This is a genomic window from Methylophaga frappieri, from assembly GCF_000260965.1.
In the GTDB taxonomy this organism is placed as follows: Bacteria; Pseudomonadota; Gammaproteobacteria; order Nitrosococcales; family Methylophagaceae; genus Methylophaga; species Methylophaga frappieri.
The window spans coordinates 721,536-738,507 of record NC_017856.1 but is presented as its reverse complement, the minus strand read 5'-3'; the positions used below and the strand labels follow the sequence as shown (position 1 = coordinate 738,507).

At 47.8% G+C, this 16,972-nt stretch carries 19 protein-coding genes; 5 read left to right on the top strand and 14 right to left on the bottom strand.

Features of this window, described 5'->3' with window-relative positions; translation table 11 throughout:
- The first annotated feature begins 72 nt into the window (after window positions 1-72).
- Both Q7C_RS03330 and Q7C_RS03325 read left to right on the top strand, forming a co-directional pair.
- On the top strand, window positions 73-960 hold the full coding sequence (locus Q7C_RS03330) for a DMT family transporter (protein ID WP_041366464.1): 888 nt from the start codon (window positions 73-75) through the stop codon (window positions 958-960).
- A 53-nt stretch (window positions 961-1,013) separates the two neighbouring features.
- Window positions 1,014-1,400: a VOC family protein gene (locus Q7C_RS03325; protein ID WP_014703277.1), complete on the top strand. Its 387-nt coding sequence runs from the start codon at window positions 1,014-1,016 to the stop codon at window positions 1,398-1,400.
- A gap of 277 nt (window positions 1,401-1,677) precedes the next feature.
- Here Q7C_RS03325 and ttcA read toward each other — a convergent pair whose 3' ends face one another.
- Genes ttcA through mobA form a run of 3 tightly spaced genes read right to left on the bottom strand, consistent with a single transcriptional unit; the run spans window position 1,678 to window position 4,911 of the window.
- Window positions 1,678-2,541 (bottom strand): tRNA 2-thiocytidine(32) synthetase TtcA, encoded by an 864-nt coding sequence (gene ttcA / locus Q7C_RS03320; RefSeq protein WP_014703276.1) that lies wholly within the window; start codon window positions 2,539-2,541, stop codon window positions 1,678-1,680.
- Window positions 2,541-3,797, bottom strand: a complete 1,257-nt coding sequence (gene moeA / locus Q7C_RS03315) for a molybdopterin molybdotransferase MoeA (RefSeq protein WP_014703275.1) — start codon at window positions 3,795-3,797, stop codon at window positions 2,541-2,543. The genes ttcA and moeA overlap by 1 nt, the downstream gene beginning before the upstream one ends.
- Window positions 3,790-4,911, bottom strand: a complete 1,122-nt coding sequence (gene mobA / locus Q7C_RS03310) for a molybdenum cofactor guanylyltransferase MobA (RefSeq protein WP_014703274.1) — start codon at window positions 4,909-4,911, stop codon at window positions 3,790-3,792. Before mobA ends, moeA begins: the two co-directional genes overlap by 8 nt.
- A 29-nt stretch (window positions 4,912-4,940) precedes the next feature.
- Here mobA and Q7C_RS03305 point away from each other — a divergent pair, with 29 nt between their 5' ends.
- The gene (locus Q7C_RS03305) at window positions 4,941-5,594 is read left to right on the top strand and encodes a retropepsin-like aspartic protease family protein (protein ID WP_238532339.1); all 654 of its coding nucleotides are present in this window, start codon (window positions 4,941-4,943) and stop codon (window positions 5,592-5,594) included.
- Between the two features lie 69 nt (window positions 5,595-5,663).
- Here the strand turns inward: Q7C_RS03305 and folE2 are convergent, their stop codons facing one another.
- The 5 genes from folE2 to Q7C_RS03280 are packed head-to-tail and all read right to left on the bottom strand — an operon-like array spanning window position 5,664 to window position 9,875.
- The gene (gene folE2, locus Q7C_RS03300; RefSeq protein WP_014703272.1) at window positions 5,664-6,470 is read right to left on the bottom strand and encodes a GTP cyclohydrolase FolE2; all 807 of its coding nucleotides are present in this window, start codon (window positions 6,468-6,470) and stop codon (window positions 5,664-5,666) included.
- A 7-nt stretch (window positions 6,471-6,477) separates the two neighbouring features.
- Entirely contained in the window at window positions 6,478-6,858 is a 381-nt protein-coding gene (gene queD, locus Q7C_RS03295; protein ID WP_014703271.1) for a 6-carboxytetrahydropterin synthase QueD, read from the bottom strand.
- A gap of 46 nt (window positions 6,859-6,904) precedes the next feature.
- Window positions 6,905-8,737, bottom strand: coding sequence for a 1-deoxy-D-xylulose-5-phosphate synthase (gene dxs / locus Q7C_RS03290; RefSeq protein ID WP_014703270.1), 1,833 nt, complete (start codon window positions 8,735-8,737; stop codon window positions 6,905-6,907).
- A 5-nt stretch (window positions 8,738-8,742) separates the two neighbouring features.
- Window positions 8,743-9,603: a (2E,6E)-farnesyl diphosphate synthase gene (gene ispA, locus Q7C_RS03285; protein ID WP_014703269.1), complete on the bottom strand. Its 861-nt coding sequence runs from the start codon at window positions 9,601-9,603 to the stop codon at window positions 8,743-8,745.
- A 26-nt stretch (window positions 9,604-9,629) separates the two neighbouring features.
- On the bottom strand, window positions 9,630-9,875 hold the full coding sequence (locus Q7C_RS03280) for an exodeoxyribonuclease VII small subunit (protein ID WP_014703268.1): 246 nt from the start codon (window positions 9,873-9,875) through the stop codon (window positions 9,630-9,632).
- A gap of 119 nt (window positions 9,876-9,994) precedes the next feature.
- Here Q7C_RS03280 and ribF point away from each other — a divergent pair, with 119 nt between their 5' ends.
- On the top strand, window positions 9,995-10,933 hold the full coding sequence (ribF, locus tag Q7C_RS03275; protein ID WP_014703267.1) for a bifunctional riboflavin kinase/FAD synthetase: 939 nt from the start codon (window positions 9,995-9,997) through the stop codon (window positions 10,931-10,933).
- On the opposite strand, the gene Q7C_RS03270 is transcribed toward ribF, so the two are convergent.
- From Q7C_RS03270 to Q7C_RS03250, 6 genes are all read right to left on the bottom strand, one after another.
- On the bottom strand, window positions 10,914-11,156 hold the full coding sequence (locus Q7C_RS03270) for a putative signal transducing protein (protein WP_014703266.1): 243 nt from the start codon (window positions 11,154-11,156) through the stop codon (window positions 10,914-10,916). The two genes, ribF and Q7C_RS03270, sit on opposite strands and share 20 nt — an antisense overlap.
- Window positions 11,156-12,262: an META domain-containing protein gene (locus Q7C_RS13250; protein ID WP_050954378.1), complete on the bottom strand. Its 1,107-nt coding sequence runs from the start codon at window positions 12,260-12,262 to the stop codon at window positions 11,156-11,158. Before Q7C_RS13250 ends, Q7C_RS03270 begins: the two co-directional genes overlap by 1 nt.
- Before the next feature lie 54 nt (window positions 12,263-12,316).
- Window positions 12,317-14,530, bottom strand: coding sequence for a lipopolysaccharide kinase InaA family protein (locus Q7C_RS03265; RefSeq protein ID WP_014703264.1), 2,214 nt, complete (start codon window positions 14,528-14,530; stop codon window positions 12,317-12,319).
- Window positions 14,531-14,611: 81 nt separating this feature from the next.
- Window positions 14,612-14,944, bottom strand: a complete 333-nt coding sequence (locus tag Q7C_RS03260) for an SMR family transporter (protein WP_014703263.1) — start codon at window positions 14,942-14,944, stop codon at window positions 14,612-14,614.
- A 15-nt stretch (window positions 14,945-14,959) separates the two neighbouring features.
- On the bottom strand, window positions 14,960-15,325 hold the full coding sequence (locus Q7C_RS03255; protein WP_014703262.1) for a YidH family protein: 366 nt from the start codon (window positions 15,323-15,325) through the stop codon (window positions 14,960-14,962).
- Entirely contained in the window at window positions 15,325-15,966 is a 642-nt protein-coding gene (locus Q7C_RS03250; RefSeq protein ID WP_014703261.1) for a 2OG-Fe(II) oxygenase, read from the bottom strand. Before Q7C_RS03250 ends, Q7C_RS03255 begins: the two co-directional genes overlap by 1 nt.
- Window positions 15,967-16,129: 163 nt before the next feature.
- On the opposite strand from Q7C_RS03250, the gene Q7C_RS03245 reads away from it, so the two are divergent.
- A complete protein-coding gene (locus Q7C_RS03245) occupies window positions 16,130-16,876 on the top strand; it encodes a ferredoxin--NADP reductase (protein ID WP_014703260.1) in 747 nt (248 codons plus the stop codon).
- Window positions 16,877-16,972 lie beyond the last annotated feature (96 nt).

Genomic DNA, 16,972 nt, shown 5'->3' with positions numbered 1-16,972 from the left:
AGCAACACTATGGCCGTTAAAAACAGGGCATTATAACGTTTTGCCAGCTTCTCGTGTGATAAGGTCGTTGCTATGACATCAATTGTTCATCAATCAAACCATACTGCGGTGAGTTGTTTGCTGTTTGCAGCCGCAATGTGGGGCATTATTTGGTATCCCATGCGGCTTTTGGAAGCCGCAGGCTTGCCGGTTGTCTGGACGACGTTGCTGATCTATTCAGTGGCTGCATTAATAAGTTTTCCGACGGTTTTACGGCAATCAGTGGTATGGCGGGAATTACCAGTGGATCTTCTTTGGCTGGCATTGGCTGCCGGGCTGACCAACCTCGCATTTCTTGTCGCTTTGATAGAAGGACAGGTTATGCGGGTGATGTTGCTTTTTTACTTGGCGCCGTTATGGAGTGTCCTGTTGGGACGCTGGTGGTTGGGCGAACAGTTGTCCGGTGCGGCGATGTTAATGTTATGTGTGGCGATGTTAGGTACTTTGATTATGCTTTGGCAGCCTAAAGTAGGTTGGCCTTGGCCGACTGACTTAGCAGATTGGTTAGCGTTATTCGCCGGGTTCATGTTTGCCGTTAACAATGTGTTGAGTCGAAAACTGGCAGCAGTTGCCATGCCTGTTAAAACGGTTATCGTCTATTTCGGTGTCGTTTTAGTGGCAGCGATAACTTTGTTTTCTGGTATATCAACAATACCTTCTGCGTCAGCCGTTGTTTGGTCGGTAGCCGCCGTTATCGGTGGGCTGGCCATTGTTGCCATGACGATTACCGTGTTATTTGGTTTGGCAAGATTACCGGTTTATCAAGCGGCTGTTATTATGTTGTTTGAGTTAGTTGTCGCTGCTTTATCTGCCGCATGGTTAAGTGATGAAGTGATGCGCTTGGCTGAGTGGGCGGGCGGTATGTTGATTGTGGTGGCCGCTTATGGCGTTGCGCGGCTTGAAAAACAACCGTCGGCTTGAAGTTATTTAATAGCAGCCCCAACTCAGTGTCAGAGTCAAACAGGTAAAAAATTATGATTAAATCAATTGCGCATGCCAGCTTTCTGGTTAGCGATATCAAGGCCTCTTTAGCATTTTATTGTAACGTCTTAGGCATACAACAGAATCACAACCGACCAGATTTCTGGTTTGAAGGGGCATGGTTGGACTTGGGGGATGGGCAGCAATTACATTTGATGGTGTTACCTAATCCGGATCCACGTGAAAATCGCCCCGAACATGGCGGTCGTGATCGACATGTTGCTTTAGTTGTTTCTGATCTTGAAGCGCTGGCTAGTCGTTTTGATGAAGCGGGTGTTGCTTATTCAAGAAGTAAATCTGGACGGGCCGCTTTTTTTTGTCGTGACCCGGATGGCAATGCGTTGGAATTTGCAGAGGATTTTACGCCGCCAGTACGCTAATACAAAGGCTTATCCACGCACATCAATAGCTTAGCGACTTACTCACAAAATCTGTGGATAACTCTGTGATTAAGATTGGTGAAAATCGCTAAGTGCTTCTTTCCTAACAAGGGATGTCATTTTGGTTAAAAAATAACCACCATAAAAATATATATAAAACAATGTGTTACAGTTCGTTTCAGGCAATTCAAGGACTTAGGATAAAGTCTTGTAAAGTTGCTGTAACAATAGATTGGAAAGTGAATAAGTTTTTCACTTTCGAGAGAAATCAGCGCTGTTATTGCACCAAAGTGGCCCAAATCTGGTCGTCTTTGATGGGATCACTGTCATCATGGTCAGTTGTCCTCTGAGTTTCCAAGCCAGTAAAGTCAAAAAGTGCTGTATCTGCCAATTGGGAAGGCGCGACATTTTGAATGCTGCGAAATAGATTTTCTAATCGACCAGGATGGTGCTTTTCCCAGTCCTGCAACATCTCTTTGATAACTTGTCGTTGCAGGTTTGGCTGAGAACCGCACAAATTACAGGGAATAATAGGAAATTCTTGGGCTGCAGCATATTGCACGATGTCGGCTTCTTTGACGTAAGCCAGCGGACGAATCACCACATTCTGTTTATCATCACTGAGCAATTTTGGCGGCATAGCCTTAATTTTGCTGCCGTAAAACATGTTTAAAAACAAGGTTTCGATAATGTCATCGCGGTGATGGCCAAGCGCAATTTTGGTGATGCCATTTTCTCGCGCATAACTATATAAGTTACCTCGTCTAAGTCGAGAGCAGATACCACAGGTTGTCTTACCTTCCGGGACCACTTCTTTGACGATGCTGTAGGTATCTTTTTCAATAATGTGATACGGCACGCCAATTTGCTCGAGATACGTTGGCAATACTGTTTCGGGAAAGCCCGGTTGCTTTTGATCCAAGTTGACGGCAATCAACTCAAAATTAATTGGTGCATGGTCACGCAGGTTAAGCAAGATATCGAGCATGGTGTAGCTGTCTTTACCACCAGACAGGCAGACCATCACTTTATCGCCATCCTGAATCATGTTGTAGTCAGCAATTGCCTGACCTACTTGACGACGAAGTCGCTTACGCAACTTGTTAAACTCAAACTGTTTTTTACTATGTGTTTCTGACATCAGATTAGACCTGCAAAAGGCTGAACGGTGACCGTGTCGCCAGCAGCAACACCTTGGCACGTTTCATCCAGCAAAATAAAACAATTCGCGCGACTCATGGAGCTCAATATGCCGGAGCCTTGTTTTCCGGCCAGCCGAACATGCAATTGGCCCTGTGCATCATAATCGATTATGCCACGCTGAAATTCGAACCGGCCGCTACGTTTGATGATGGATTCGCTCGTTTTGACTTGGATATGAAAGGGTTTTTCCGCGTTTTGCCCGGCCAGTTTTAATAGCGCCGGCAAGACAAATTGATAAAACGTCACCATAACCGAGACCGGATTGCCTGGCAGACCAAAAAAAGGGACAGACTTAATATGCCCAAAAGCAAGCGGTCTGCCGGGTTTCATGGCAATTTTCCAAAAATTAACCTGGCCTATTTGTTGCAATACAGACTTTACAAAATCAGCCTCGCCGACAGATACGCCGCCCGAACTGATAATCACATCTGCTTTTGTGGCGGCATCACTTAACACCTGACGCAGTGCATCTGGTTGATCCGGCACCACGCCTAAATCAATCGGCTCGACATGTAAACGGGCCAACATGCCAAAAAGGGTATAGCGATTACTGTCATAGATATCGCCAGGGTTGAGGGACTGACCAATTGGTTTTAGTTCATCACCGGTAGAAAAAAACGCCACACGAAGTGGTCGGTATGTTGTCAGTTCTGCAACGCCGATAGCGGCGAGTGAGCCGAGGTCAGCGGCTTGAAGTCGCCTTCCAGCTTCAAATACGCTCGTGCCTTTAGCCATGTCCTCACCAGCGCGACGAACATTCTGACCTGCAATGACATTCGCTGGAAACGTGATTAAATCGTCCTCAACCGTGACTTGTTCTTGCATCACGACGGTATCGCAGCCAGCCGGAATAACCGCGCCGGTCATAATTCGAATACATTCGCCAGCGTGCAAGCGCTCAGTATAGGGTTGCCCAGCCAGTGCTTTACCAGCCATTGTTAACTTTGCGGTGGTTTTCAGATCAGCGCATGCAAACGCATAACCGTCCATGGCTGAATTATCAAAAGGCGGTACATTAACTGGTGATAGGATAGCTTCGGCTAACACGTGATTTAAGGCTAATCGGATAGGGGATTTCTGCACTGCGGTGATCGGTTGAATTACGGACAAAATCGCCTCGCGTGCGGCATCGACACGAAGCACGCTTGGCAATTCGTCGCTAGCGCAACTATCGTTTGCAGGTAATTCACTCATGGAAAGATATAGGATGCTGGATAAACTGTTGAACGTAATCAGCTATATTACCAACATCATTTAAATTCAGCATCTTTACGCTTGCTGGCGGGGGAATTTCGACATCGGTGGCAAGGGCAACAATATTCGGATCCTCAAGTGCCATTAGAGGATGTCCCAAACTGGGGCGATGCAACTCAAGTTTAGGAATGGCAGACTGTTTAAAGCCCTCCACCAAAACCAGATCGATAGGCGTGTAATCTAGTCGTGCCAGACAGGATGACAGCCATACCTCGGCATGATTGCCGTCTGATTTTTGCATCAATGCGAATAACTGGCTTGAGGCAACAATAACCTGATGCGCACCGGCTTGACGAATTTCATAACTGTCTTTGCCCGGTTTATCAATATCGAATTGATGATGGGCATGTTTAATTACCGCAACGCGGATCCCACGCTGTCGCAGTATCGGCAATAACCGGCACAGTAAAGTGGTTTTGCCTGTGCCACTGAACGCGGCAATCCCTAGTAATGGTTTGGGACAAATCAGGGGAGGGCTGCGCCAGTCTTCTGGTCGGTTTAGGTTCAAAAAACACTCGGGTGCATCACGAAAATCAACCATTGCCGTTGGGAAACGTGCGGCTAATTGATCCACTTTGCGCTCACCTTGCTCAAGGAGCGTCTTAATATCGCTAGCCAAATTCACCGGGAGTAGACTGCATACCGGTTGCAATCGGTTATCAGCAAAGGCCATTGCCAGTGTTTTACCGGAGCGTAACAAGGTTTCTACTAATCGTTGACGCAGTTGTGGATGCAATAGGGGGGCATCACAAGGTACCGTCAATACATAATCAGTCGTCGCAGCGTTCAATCCGGCTGCGATACCGGCCAATGGGCCAGGATAATTCTTTAGCTCATCCGGAATTACTGAATAGCCAAATTGACGGTAACGTTCTATATTACGATTTGCGCTAATACAAAGCTGCTCTACCTGAGGGTACAGACGCTGAATCACGTGCGCTATTAATGGCTGGTTCTGGAAGTCCATCAGTCCCTTATCTTCGCCGGCAACACGTCGACCTCGACCACCAGCGAGGATCAAACCCGTTACCGTCGGCGAGGCATCAATTTGCATTGTGGCTAAGTCGTAAATACGGAGAATTCATGCGCGTAGAGTCAATGATTAAAAGGATTATTATACTGTTTCTCATGCCTGTTGTTGTTTGGGCCGATGCAGCATTGAATATTCAGGTCACCGGTTTGTTTCGGGATCGTGCTGTCGTGGAGATTAATGGCAACAGACAGTTACTACAGGTTGGTGAAAGCAGTAAAGAAGGCATTAAGCTGATTGCGGCCAATAGTAATGTCGCCACTTTGTTGGTAAATGGCAAACAGCAGCAATTTCCGTTAGGCATGCAGATAAAAAGTGAATTTGCTGCTGCGGAAGCAGGGCCAATCGTCAGTTTGTGGCCGACCAACGGCATGTATCTGACCAGTGGCAGTATCAATGATTTCAGTGTGGATTTTTTGGTTGATACGGGGGCATCGGCGATTGCTATGAATGCTCCTACAGCGGAACGATTAGGTTTAGATTATTTGCAGGCGCCAAGAGTGCGGATTCGAACTGCATCAGGTCAGACTACGGGCTATCAAGTGACGCTAGACAAAGTTCAGCTAGGCGAGATTACGCGTCACCAAGTTGTTGCCGTTGTCGTCGATGGCAACTCACCTGAAGTGGCCTTGTTAGGGATGAGTTTTTTAAAAAATCTTGATCTGCAACGTCAAGGTGAGCGGTTGGATCTGATACAGAAATTCTAGTAAAGCCCGGCATTCCGGGCTTTGCTATAGGCTGCTGTTGTAATTGAAAAATCAATAGCCGTGTGGCGATTAAAAACCGTTTGTGATCAGCGCGTAGGCAGAGTGATTATGAATCGACTCGAAGTTCTCTGATTCGACGGTATATGCCTGAATCCGTTTGTCGGCATTCAGTCTCGCCGCGACATCACGCACCATGTCTTCAACAAATTTTGGATTGTCATAGGCATGCTCGGTGACATATTTTTCATCGGGACGTTTCAACAAACCGTAAATCTGGCAGGACGCCTCGTCTTCAACTAGGTCAATCAGATCTTCAATCCAGATAAAGCTGTCTGTTTTCACTGTCAGGGTGACGTGCGATCGCTGATTATGTGCCCCATAATCAGAAATATTCTTTGAACACGGACACAGGCTGGTTACCGGCACAACCACCTTAACGGTCATACTGGTTTTGCCTTGGATTATTTCGCCAACAAAACTGACTTGATAATCCATCAGGCTTCGCACTTTAGAAACCGGCGCTTCCTTATTCACAAAATAAGGGAAGCTCATTTCAATATAACCGGATTGAGCGTCAAGCCGCTCTGTCATTTCACCCAACATGGTATGAAACGATTGGACAGTAATTTCGCGTTCATGCTGGTTCAAAATCTCTACAAACCGCGACATGTGCGTGCCTTTGAACTCGTGCGGCAGATTGACGTACATGTTGAAGTTAGCAACTGTATGCTGTTCACCAGTTGTCCGGTCACTGACCACCACGGGATGGCGAATATCTTTAATACCGACTTTATCGATGGCGATGTGGCGTTTATCTTTGATGTTTTGCACATCTTCGATTTCAGTCGCAGTAGTCGGTTTATGTTGTTCGGTCATTAGGTGTTTAATCCTCGCTGTATTTAACGCAGGCGCGATCGGTTTCCCACAGTGTCACGCCTGAAACCCGGGCGATATCATCATTAAGTGTTTGGCTCAATTGCTGAAAAAAGTACCGCGCAATATTTTCGGCAGTAGGATTAATTTCGTCAAATGGCGGAATATCATTGAGATAGCGATGATCCAGCGTTTTGGCCAATTCACGGGTAGCAGTTTTGATGGTTTTAAAATCCATGCCCATGCCGTGCTGGTTTAGCGCACTTGCCACAACTTCAACTTCGACTTTCCAGTTATGGCCATGCATTCGGCGGCAATCGCCGGGGTAATCTCGCAGGGTATGTGCTGAAGCAAAATCCGCAAGAATTTTCAAGGTGTAGAACGCGCTCATAGTGGGATTATTATACTCAGGAATTAGCTGTGATAACAGGGTATTATCACGCAAAAAAACGATTGATGGTATCGATCAAGCCGTTTGCAGAGAGCCCGACATCGTTCAACATCTGTTGATGGTTGCCCTGATCCTGAAATCGATCCGGCAAGCCTATAAGACGAATGGGCGTTTTGCTGCCAATGCTGGACAGATATTCCGCAACACCACTGCCCGCACCACCAGCGACGGCATTTTCTTCAATCGTTATCAGCAGGTCATGAGAATCAGCAAGCTGGTTAATCAGTGTGGTATCCAGTGGTTTTACAAACCGCATATTGATGACGCTGGCATCTGTTTTTTCTCCCGCTTCCAGCGCTGCTGACAGCATACTGCCAAAAGCCAGAATAGCGACTTTTTGGCCTTGCCGGAGTTGTTTGGCTTTGCCAATTGGCAGGGCTGACAAATCCGGTTGAACCGGGCTGCCTGATCCGACTCCCCGTGGATATCGCACGGCAGCTGGACCATCAAAGTGAAATCCGGTTGTTAACATTTGCCGGCATTCATTCTCATCAGCAGGTGCCATAATCAGCATATTTGGAATACAGCGTAAATAAGTCAGATCAAAACTACCTGCATGCGTTGGCCCGTCAGCACCAACCAAACCGGCGCGATCAATTGCAAACAGCACCGGCAGATTTTGCAAAGCTACATCATGGATTAACTGATCATAAGCCCGCTGTAAAAAGGTGGAATAAATCGCTACTACCGGTTTTTTATTCTCGCAGGCCAATCCGGCTGCTAGCGTCACCGCATGCTGTTCGGCAATGCCCACATCGAAATATCGATCTGGAAACCGCTCGGCGAACCGATTCAGTCCTGAGCCTTCACACATTGCCGGTGTGATGCCGATTAATTGTTTGTCCGCCACCGCCATGTCAACGAGCCAGTCACTGAACACTTGGGTATAACTTTTTCCGGCTGACGACTTACCGCCAGCCGGACTAACCCCATGGTATTTGCAAGGTTCTTGTTCGGCTGGGGTAAACCCTTTGCCTTTTTTTGTCACAATATGCAGAAATTGAGGGCCTTTACAATTACGCAAATTACCGAGCGTGGTAATCAGAGTATCCAGATTATGGCCATCAATCGGGCCAATGTAGTTAAAGCCCATTTCTTCAAACAGCGTACCAGGCACTACCATGCCTTTCATGTGCTCTTCAGCGCGTCTTGCGATTTCCCAGGCAGAAGGAATTTTTTCCAATACTTTTTTGCTGCCTTCACGGGCGCTGGTATAAAAACGACTGGATAACAAACGCGCCAAATAGTTGGCCATACCACCCACATTGCGTGAAATGGACATTTCGTTGTCATTAAGCACCACCAACAGATTGGCACTCAAATCGCCGGCATGGGCAAGGGCTTCATATGCCTGCCCCGCGGTTAAGGCACCATCACCAATAATGGCAACTGCCCGTCGAGCATCCTGATTACTTTGGGCGGCCAGCGCCATGCCCAGTGCAGCACTCACCGAGGTGCTGGAGTGGCCGACACCAAAGCTATCAAAGGGACTTTCACTACGTTTAGGAAAGCCAGACAAGCCATCAGCTTGGCGCATGGTATGCATTTTGTCGCGACGACCGGTAATAATTTTGTGCGCATAGCTTTGATGACCGACATCCCAAACCAGTCGGTCTTCCGGGGTATTAAACACGTAATGCAGGGCAAGCGTGAGTTCTATTACACCTAAATTGGAAGCAATATGCCCGCCAGTTTGTTGGACACTGTCAATAATCAGTGCCCGAATCTCGCTGGCCAGTTGTGGTAATTGTTTACGCGATAACTGACGCAGATCCTGGGGTGAGTCAATTTGCTCCAACAGACGGCTCATAATATTCATTCTTTTTAGAATTCCCGCTGCACAACAAATCTGGCAAGGGCCGCTAATGCTTGAGTTTCAACAGGTATTTCAGCAAGGGCGGTCAGGGCTTCTTCAATTAAATCCTTTGCTTTGTCCTGGGCATTAGCAAGGCCAAGTAAGGCCGGGTAAGTGGGTTTGTCGCGCGCGGCGTCTGCCCCTTGTTGCTTACCAAGTGTTTGGGTATCTGCAATGACATCCAGTACATCATCCTGCACTTGAAAGGCCAGACCCAGTGCAGCAGCATAGCGTCTCAGGGCAGGGTAGGTATGCGCTGGAACCTCGGGCGCACAATATACACCCATCATCACGCTTGCCTCAATCAAAGCACCTGTTTTCAGTCGATGCATTTGTTGCAAGGTGGTTAAATCCAGTTCACTGCCGACACTTTGTAAATCAAGCGCCTGTCCACCTGCCATCCCCATAATGCCACTTTGGAATGCTAACTCCCGGATCATTGCTAGCTTTTGCTCCGCTAACAAGGCGGTTTCTGACAAGTGATGAAAAGCCAGTGTTTGCAGTGCATCACCTGCCAGCAGGGCAGTTGATTCATCAAAAGCTTTATGACAGCTTGGTCGGCCCCGACGCAAGTCATCATTATCCATCATCGGCATGTCATCATGAATCAGAGAATAGGCATGTATCATTTCAACCGCGCAAGCCACTGAATCAAGGGCTGAGGGTTCCGCTTCAAAGGCTTCTCCAGTGGCATAAACCAACATGGCTCTTAAGCGTTTGCCGCCATTAAGCGTGGCATATTGCATGGCAGCAAGCAGAGTGTCAGCGGGCGTGGCAAGTTGCAAGGCTAACTCAAGCGCCGTGCCAACACGTTGTTGTTGCGCCCGCATCCAATCAGGCAGAGAAAAACAATCAGTCACGAGTCGTCAGTATCGTCATCAAAATCAGTAAGCGTAGACTGACCGTTTTGTTTGGCTAAGAGTTGCACTTTTTGCTCGGCTGTCTGTAAGGCTTCCTGACAGTCTCGTGTCAACAATACGCCTCGCTCATAGAGTTTTAGCGATTCTTCCAAGGAGATATCGCCCTGTTCCAGTTTTTCGACCAGCAGTTCCAACTCGGCGACAGCCGATTCGTAATCAAGTTTTTTGCGTTTTGCTACCATGACGGCCTCAACGTAACAGCATAGCCCTTTATTATAAAATAAAATGAGTCGGACATGCCTGCTGGAATGTTCAGTCATTTATGCCTATGCTGGTGACCATTTAAAAATTAACTATCGCCATGATAAAAATTATTCGCGGGCTGCATAATTTGCCCAGACCGCCATGCCGTTGTGTTGCCACGATCGGCAATTTTGATGGGGTTCACCTTGGTCATCAGGCTGTATTATCCCAATTAGCCACCAAAGCCGATATGCTTGGCTTGCCCGCGGTGGTGATTACCTTTGAGCCGCAGCCCTATGAATATTTTGTGCCAGAAAAGGCGCCGGCAAGACTGAGTCGGTTTCGGGAAAAGGTAGAGGCGCTACGCGCTTATTCCATCCAAAAACTTTGTGTGTTGCGCTTCAATGAGCAGCTTGCCTCAATGTCAGCGCAGACATTTATCGAATCTTTGTTGGTTTCCGGACTTCAGGTGGCATATCTGGTCGTTGGTGATGATTTTCGATTTGGCTATCAGCGACAGGGTGATTTTGCCATGCTCCAAGCAGCGGGAAAACAGCATGGATTTCAAGTCGTTAATATGCACACTTTTGGTGTAGATGACATGCGGGTCAGTAGTACCCGTATCCGACAGGCGCTGCAGGCCAGCCAGCTGAAACTGGCGGAAAAATTACTGGGGCGGCCTTATCGGATGAGTGGACGGGTCGCGCATGGTGACAAGCGCGGTCGGCAAATGGGTTTCCCCACAGCCAATATTCATCTGCATCGCTATAAGGTGCCGCTGCGAGGCGTGTATGCAGTGCAATTATTTGGCATTGATGGTGAGCCCGTAATGGGGGTGGCCAATATCGGTATTCGACCGACGATTGGGGGCAATAAAGCCTTGCTCGAAGTGCATTTACTTGATTTTGACCGAGATATTTATGGTGCTCATGTGCAGGTGGTGTTTTTACAAAAAATTCGCGATGAGCAGAAGTTTGGCGATTTGTCAGCGTTGATGCATCAGATCGAGCAGGATTGCGAAGCCGCCCGCGAGTATTTCACCCACTGTCCGGCGTAGTCAGCGCCAAGCGGCCCGTTTCGTAATCCTCAATCAATTGTAATGCAAGATCTTTATCAGCCAGGTCATGGATGAGCACATGCGCAAAGTCGGTTGCCGGTAAATCACCCACGGCACCCTGCAAGTAATGGCCACTAACATGATTGGCGATATCATTAGCAGTCAGCAGACCACTGATGATGTGTGCTTCAAGCAGCGTATTGCCGGCAAAAATGATTTCCATCAGAAATGCACTGCCTGAAAGCGTGCTAATAATGTGCCATTGGCATCATTTAATTCGAGATATTGGTTGGTGATGGACCAGGATTGCACCTGAACCAACATGTCATGAAATTGTTTTGCTGAAGCCATACCTTCAGGGCAAGCCTTCATCGTCGTAGCCATTTTGTTAAATGACAGTGCTTCTTGCTGCAAATTAAAGGTACCAATAATTTGATTACAGCCGTCATAACCTGTCACTTGGGCACTGTTGCCGCTTGCCATGATGAGGCTTGGCTCGCGCTGGTTATCGACAACGGTGACTGGCTTACCCATCAGACGCGTTAATTTCCAATAGGTGTCCAACAGTATTTCCTGTGCACCCAGCTGACCGCAGGTTTCTCCTGGCCAAATGCCAGCAAACTGAGTCACTTTCAACGCCAACTGGTCGCCACTATCTTTTGCTTCTGGGGTGGGCTCCAGCTCGCCGTGCAGCGTCACTAAAAGGGATTGCGCCGGTGTTTTGCGAATAGCCTGATAGCGTTGTTGCAATAATTCAGCTTCAGGGGTGTTCAGTACCATCCAATGCTGGCCTGTTGCACACTCCTGAAAAATGCCCTGATTGTGCTCAAAACGATACTGGCCACGCATCGCCATAACGGGGCTGGCGAACAAAAACGGTTCATCTTTGATAAGCGTGGAATTCAACGCACTTTGGATGGGATGACCCTGTTTGTTAAGTAAGGTGAGCTGATCCCGACTGTCAGCCGCGAGGTAAAAAATTTCGCGTTCGCTAAGTAATATCAGGGTGGCGTCATCTCGCCATTGCCAGCGACCGAGGTAGTAGCTGTCAGCATCAGAGCGGTCTTGATAGCGCATTCGCAGAAAAAAAGATTGATCGGCAAACAGGTTTAAACGGTAATCGATACCTGGACAATCGGCACAGGGCAGCGTGCCAGAGAAACTGACTGGCAGCGCGTGTTCAGATTCCCCAAAAAATTGATTTAGCCGATTGGTATCGGTCGCATCACAAGCTGTCGTAATGAAAAAGAAAAAGCTGATAAACCCTGCTTTGACACACCGCCACAACGACGCTGAAAAACCGGCAACATCATGCGTTTGCTGCAACATCGTTTTACCCCACATATTTGCGCGTAACCAAGTGCAGAACCATGACAATGCGCATTAGTCTGCCGATTGACGCCGTTTCCGCCACCAGTTTCGCAACGCTTTACGACCATAGCGACGTTTGAAGTTGACTTTTAAATCATACAGGTAAAAAGGCAAACGTTGACGCCAGCCAAACGTTGAAGGCAGTTTCCGATGGTGTTGCAAATAGTGGCCAACCAGTTGTTCACGGCCAGGCCAATGTAATTTGTGGCACAGTCTGGCAAGGTCTGACAGGCAGCTTTTGGGTGGCGTATTACCGTTAAAAAATCGGGCACGATTAATATCGATCAGCGTAAATCGCAAGGTATTGTCTGCTTGTTTTTGAATCAGAATATTGCCACCCGCCAAATCACGAAAAAAGACGCCACGGCTGTGCATATCCAGCAAAAATTGACTTAAAGCAGGATAGAGTTGCGTTTCTGTGACACCCCGAAACTCAGTGGCCCCATCCCGAAATGCGCTGAGAATTTGTCGTGCGTTAAAGTCATGTGCCACCCGCTCACACAAGTAGAGATTTGCTTTCTGGCTGGTATCTCCTTCCTGTTCAAAGTAGGCAATAGGCTGGGCGGTAGGTACACCACGGCGTAATAACTCTGCCGCCCCAACCCAGCTACGTCTTGCTTTGCTGGGTTTCTGTTTATCCAGAAAACGCTTTTGCCAAGCTACTTTAAGCGGTTGTTTGGCGATAAAAGGTGTATCCAAAACGCCATCAATCTGCCAGATAATATTTCTGGCACGGCGCAAGGTATTGTCGGGTAAAGGTCTGGGCAAGTGTGCCGGATGTAGCTTATGGCGCAATTGTGCCGCCGTTGCCACTGAGTCAGCCAACAGGACACCACGCCAGCCAGCGTCGTTAAAAGCAAATAAATCCAGATCGTCGGCATGGCGAAACCAGCCTTCAAGATTGCGGTTATCTGGCAGTTGGAAATGGACTGAGGAACCCGCCTGCCAGATCAAATACAGCGGTGCTTCTCCGGCAAACTCGGGGATATTTTTGAGTTGCTCACCATCGCGTGAAAAAGCCTGTACGGAATGGAGGTCTTGCTCAGCATACAGCGTTGATAAAGGAATGGCTTTACCATTGATGGTCCAGATGATGTGAATTAGTTGCGCCTGCGTGCGAAAAGCATGGGCTTCGATGCCGGATGCCGTCGCCAAAGGTCCTTGATAGAGACTCCCTGGGATCAAGGCATTAAACTGCGTTAATGCCTGAAATGCCGGACGCTGCCGATAGTGTTCAATTTCTCCGCCGACACTGCGGTAATGGGTAATGCGTTCTAGCTTTGGATACGTGCCCGTTGCTTCGTCAATCAAGCCTTCTCGGCTACAAAGCAGTGGTCCCCAGAATGCTTGATCCAGTGCGCCAGAGGCAGCAAGCAAGGTAAAGTAACGTGTCAGATAGTCAGCTTGTTTCTGTTCGCCGGCAACCAATAAGCGAATGATGCGTGGCAGCGTCCAGAAAGCAGCGGGAGAGATAAACTGTCGGACACCAAAGTCGTCCGTTATTTTCTTTAATAATCGGGCTTTTTTAACCAGATTGACTTTGAGTTTTAGCGCAAGCTCAGTCCCAAAAATACGGTGATCAAAACGTTCCGGTTCGGTTACCCGTTCACAAAACAAATTATTGGTATGCGTATCAGGTAATCGCGCCTCAGAACGCAATCGGCTTAATACGGCGATGTTATGCAAAGGTTCAAAGTCGGAAATATTGGGACCAGCCATTTTGATACGGTGTTGCCGCAAAATATCGTGGGCGATTCGCCAGGCATGAAAAAAGCTTTTTCGATCATAGCCAGACCAATGCCGCCGATTACTGGTGGCACCGATTTCGATGGCACTCACTGCGTCACCAAACTGGTCGGCTACGCTGGTGACGAATTGTTGCCAGCGCAGTTGGGCTTTTTCGGTTTTCATTTTCTGTGCTTCGCCAAAAGGCTGAACCAGATGTAACAATACCGCGAAATTCTCAGCTAATAAGCGTGTCAGGAAACGGCTTGCCGGCCCCTCAATATCGCCGTAACTAAAATCCAACCTGACTTGCTTGATACCTGATGCCTGCAATTGGGTAATGACATACTCGTCGGTTGCCGGATCTGCATTGGTCGCAACGCCAACCCCGGCAAAATTTTCAGGCACCCGATGCCCCGATACTGTCAAGTGACCGTCAGCCAGCGCCAACTGACCTTTTAGCACATAGCCCAGCGCTCGACCTAACTGACGTAAATCCATCAGGGGGCCGTTAACTGTCTTGTCGTCTGTGTTTTTGGGGGAAGCCATAGAGATTAACTGTGCGTCTTAAAGTGAATAAATTTAGTGAGAGATGCTGTTTGAAAACAGGTTCAGTATCAGAACACCGGCGACAATCAGACTGATACCAATCAATGCCGGTACATCCAGGGTTTGACCAAACGCCAGCCAGCCAATAAGTGCGATGAGTACGACGCCGGCACCTGCCCAGATAGCATAAGCAATACCGACCGGAATCACTTTTAAACTGAGTGATAAAAAATAAAATGCGATGGCATAGCCAACAATGACAGCCAAGGAAGGCCAAAGTCGGGTAAAACCTTCCGAAGCTTTAAGAAAACTGGTACCAAAGACTTCAGCAATGATGGCTGCACTGAGCAGTAACCATTTCGACATAACCGGTGCTCTCTTCTAAAAATGATAAACGATTAAGCCTGACGTCAGCAGACCGCCAAGTAATGCGACGAACAAACATAGTGTGATGCCGTAATAATGGGGATACGCTATCACCATTTCGGCGCTGCGACAGGCGTTTACAACCCGTTTAAACTGATTGGCTGCGCCTATCGAAGTGATGCTGCCAAGTGCAATAAAAAGCAGCCCAAGCCAAAACAGCGGTATTGTCTGTGAGCTGGCCTGCGGATTGAGGAGTGTCAAAATCAGACCGGAACGTTCAATCAGAAAACCAAACATCATTAACGCTAAACTGGTTCGACACCAAGCCAGCAAGGTTCGCTCCGCAGCCAGCAGCACACGTGGATCAGCAAAGGCCGACATTAATGCTTGCTCGCTTTTCTGCGGCGTAACCAGCTTTTCAGTCGGGCGCTTAACTTATGAAAAAAACGGTGTTTATTACTGGCTGCTTCACTGGTCAAAAAATTAATCTGAATCGAACGTCGTGTGCCTTCATAAGGCGGATAGCCATGCCAGCAATTATCAGTGACTTTAAAAGCGACCAGCGTTCCCGGTCCGGGGGCGATTTCTTCAGCGAAATCAGCCATGTTCTGACCATCCCGCAAGATACGCAAACGACCTTCAACTGCAGGCCACTCAGTGTTGAGATAGATTAGAATCGTCACCAGCTTGGTTTTCGAATCTGTATGAATGCGACCATCTTTGGAGCGGGAATAACCACGCAAAGTCATCATCATTGGCAAGTTCATCACATCAACATCAAACTTGTCGCGAATAATTTGCCGAAACGCACGGCTATCGATTGCTTTCAAGAACGCATCAAACCGCTCATCAACATTGACATCTTCAATGTTAAAACTGCCACCATCCCCAATGTCTGGAAACCCCGCCAGTACGGCCTCTATTTGATCAGATCTGACGCAGCTCTCTACGGTGAAGTAGGGAAAGGGATCCGTTTTAAGTGGTGCTGCCGACAGGGCGGGAAGATCAAGCACGGTAGACATCCGGCAATCCTAATTTTTCCATTGAATTATGCATATGATAATACAAATTCAAGCTTTACTTTGACGTAACCGCACCGCTTTTGATTAAATCGAAAATCGAACTTTGCTGTTTTAATTGTGATGATAAATAGCAGTTCTCATCAGTTAATGGCAGGAGCTTGGCATGGTAACGTGGACTGAAGGTATCGTCCTGGAAAACAAAAGCTGGACAACCAAGCTACATTCACTACGGGTGAAGGCAACAATTCAACCGTTTTCAGCTGGTCAGTTTACCCAATTGGCCCTGAAGATTGATGGGGAACTAGTTAGCCGTCCTTTTTCTTTAGTCAATGCGCCCGATGATCCTGTTTTGGATTTTTATTTTATCCATGTGCCGGATGGGGTGTTATCACCGCGGCTGGCCAGTTTGAAAGCGGGCGATACCGTTCAAGTTGCCGAAAAGGCAACTGGACTATTAACGCTGGAGCAACTTCCCCCCGCTAATAAACTGTTTCTTTTAGCTACAGGCACGGGCGTGGGCCCATTTCTGTCTATTTTAAAAACCGAGACGGTGTGGCAGCAGTTTGATCAGGTTTGCCTGCTACACGCCGTGCGTTTTGCTGAAGAGCTGAGCTATTCAGATACGATTAAGCAACTACAACACGATCATGCAGACCAGTTTCGCTATGTCACTGTCGTGAGTCGTGAGTCACATCACACCAGCCTGGGTGGACGAATACCTGATTTGATAGAGGATGATACTTTGTCGGCGACAACGGGGATGACTTTTGATGACAACAGCCAAGTCCTTATTTGTGGTAATCCCGGCATGATTCAAGAGACGATGGATGTATTGACAAAGCACGGTCTTAAACGACACACGCGGCGTGAGCCAGGTCAAATCAGTATTGAAAAATACTGGTCGAATTGACCTCAGATGGGTGACGATCAGTGACTTAAGGCTATCGCTTATCGTTGGCCATGAATGAGGACGATTGCACAGGTTATTGCAAAGCCGGGAAAAGTT

Excerpts from the sequence above, each read along its gene's own strand:
- Q7C_RS03330 (WP_041366464.1), top strand. The coding sequence starts at position 73 with ATGACATCAATTGTTCATCAATCAAACCATACTGCGGTGAGTTGTTTG.
- Q7C_RS03325 (WP_014703277.1), top strand. The coding sequence starts at position 1,014 with ATGATTAAATCAATTGCGCATGCCAGCTTTCTGGTTAGCGATATCAAG.
- ttcA (WP_014703276.1), bottom strand. The coding sequence starts at position 2,541 with ATGTCAGAAACACATAGTAAAAAACAGTTTGAGTTTAACAAGTTGCGT.
- moeA (WP_014703275.1), bottom strand. The coding sequence starts at position 3,797 with ATGAGTGAATTACCTGCAAACGATAGTTGCGCTAGCGACGAATTGCCA.
- mobA (WP_014703274.1), bottom strand. The coding sequence starts at position 4,911 with ATGCAAATTGATGCCTCGCCGACGGTAACGGGTTTGATCCTCGCTGGT.
- Q7C_RS03305 (WP_238532339.1), top strand. The coding sequence starts at position 4,941 with ATGCGCGTAGAGTCAATGATTAAAAGGATTATTATACTGTTTCTCATG.
- folE2 (WP_014703272.1), bottom strand. The coding sequence starts at position 6,470 with ATGACCGAACAACATAAACCGACTACTGCGACTGAAATCGAAGATGTG.
- queD (WP_014703271.1), bottom strand. The coding sequence starts at position 6,858 with ATGAGCGCGTTCTACACCTTGAAAATTCTTGCGGATTTTGCTTCAGCA.
- dxs (WP_014703270.1), bottom strand. The coding sequence starts at position 8,737 with ATGAATATTATGAGCCGTCTGTTGGAGCAAATTGACTCACCCCAGGAT.
- ispA (WP_014703269.1), bottom strand. The coding sequence starts at position 9,603 with ATGCGGGCGCAACAACAACGTGTTGGCACGGCGCTTGAGTTAGCCTTG.
- Q7C_RS03280 (WP_014703268.1), bottom strand. The coding sequence starts at position 9,875 with ATGGTAGCAAAACGCAAAAAACTTGATTACGAATCGGCTGTCGCCGAG.
- ribF (WP_014703267.1), top strand. The coding sequence starts at position 9,995 with ATGATAAAAATTATTCGCGGGCTGCATAATTTGCCCAGACCGCCATGC.
- Q7C_RS03270 (WP_014703266.1), bottom strand. The coding sequence starts at position 11,156 with ATGGAAATCATTTTTGCCGGCAATACGCTGCTTGAAGCACACATCATC.
- Q7C_RS13250 (WP_050954378.1), bottom strand. The coding sequence starts at position 12,262 with ATGTTGCAGCAAACGCATGATGTTGCCGGTTTTTCAGCGTCGTTGTGG.
- Q7C_RS03265 (WP_014703264.1), bottom strand. The coding sequence starts at position 14,530 with ATGGATTTACGTCAGTTAGGTCGAGCGCTGGGCTATGTGCTAAAAGGT.
- Q7C_RS03260 (WP_014703263.1), bottom strand. The coding sequence starts at position 14,944 with ATGTCGAAATGGTTACTGCTCAGTGCAGCCATCATTGCTGAAGTCTTT.
- Q7C_RS03255 (WP_014703262.1), bottom strand. The coding sequence starts at position 15,325 with ATGTCGGCCTTTGCTGATCCACGTGTGCTGCTGGCTGCGGAGCGAACC.
- Q7C_RS03250 (WP_014703261.1), bottom strand. The coding sequence starts at position 15,966 with ATGTCTACCGTGCTTGATCTTCCCGCCCTGTCGGCAGCACCACTTAAA.
- Q7C_RS03245 (WP_014703260.1), top strand. The coding sequence starts at position 16,130 with ATGGTAACGTGGACTGAAGGTATCGTCCTGGAAAACAAAAGCTGGACA.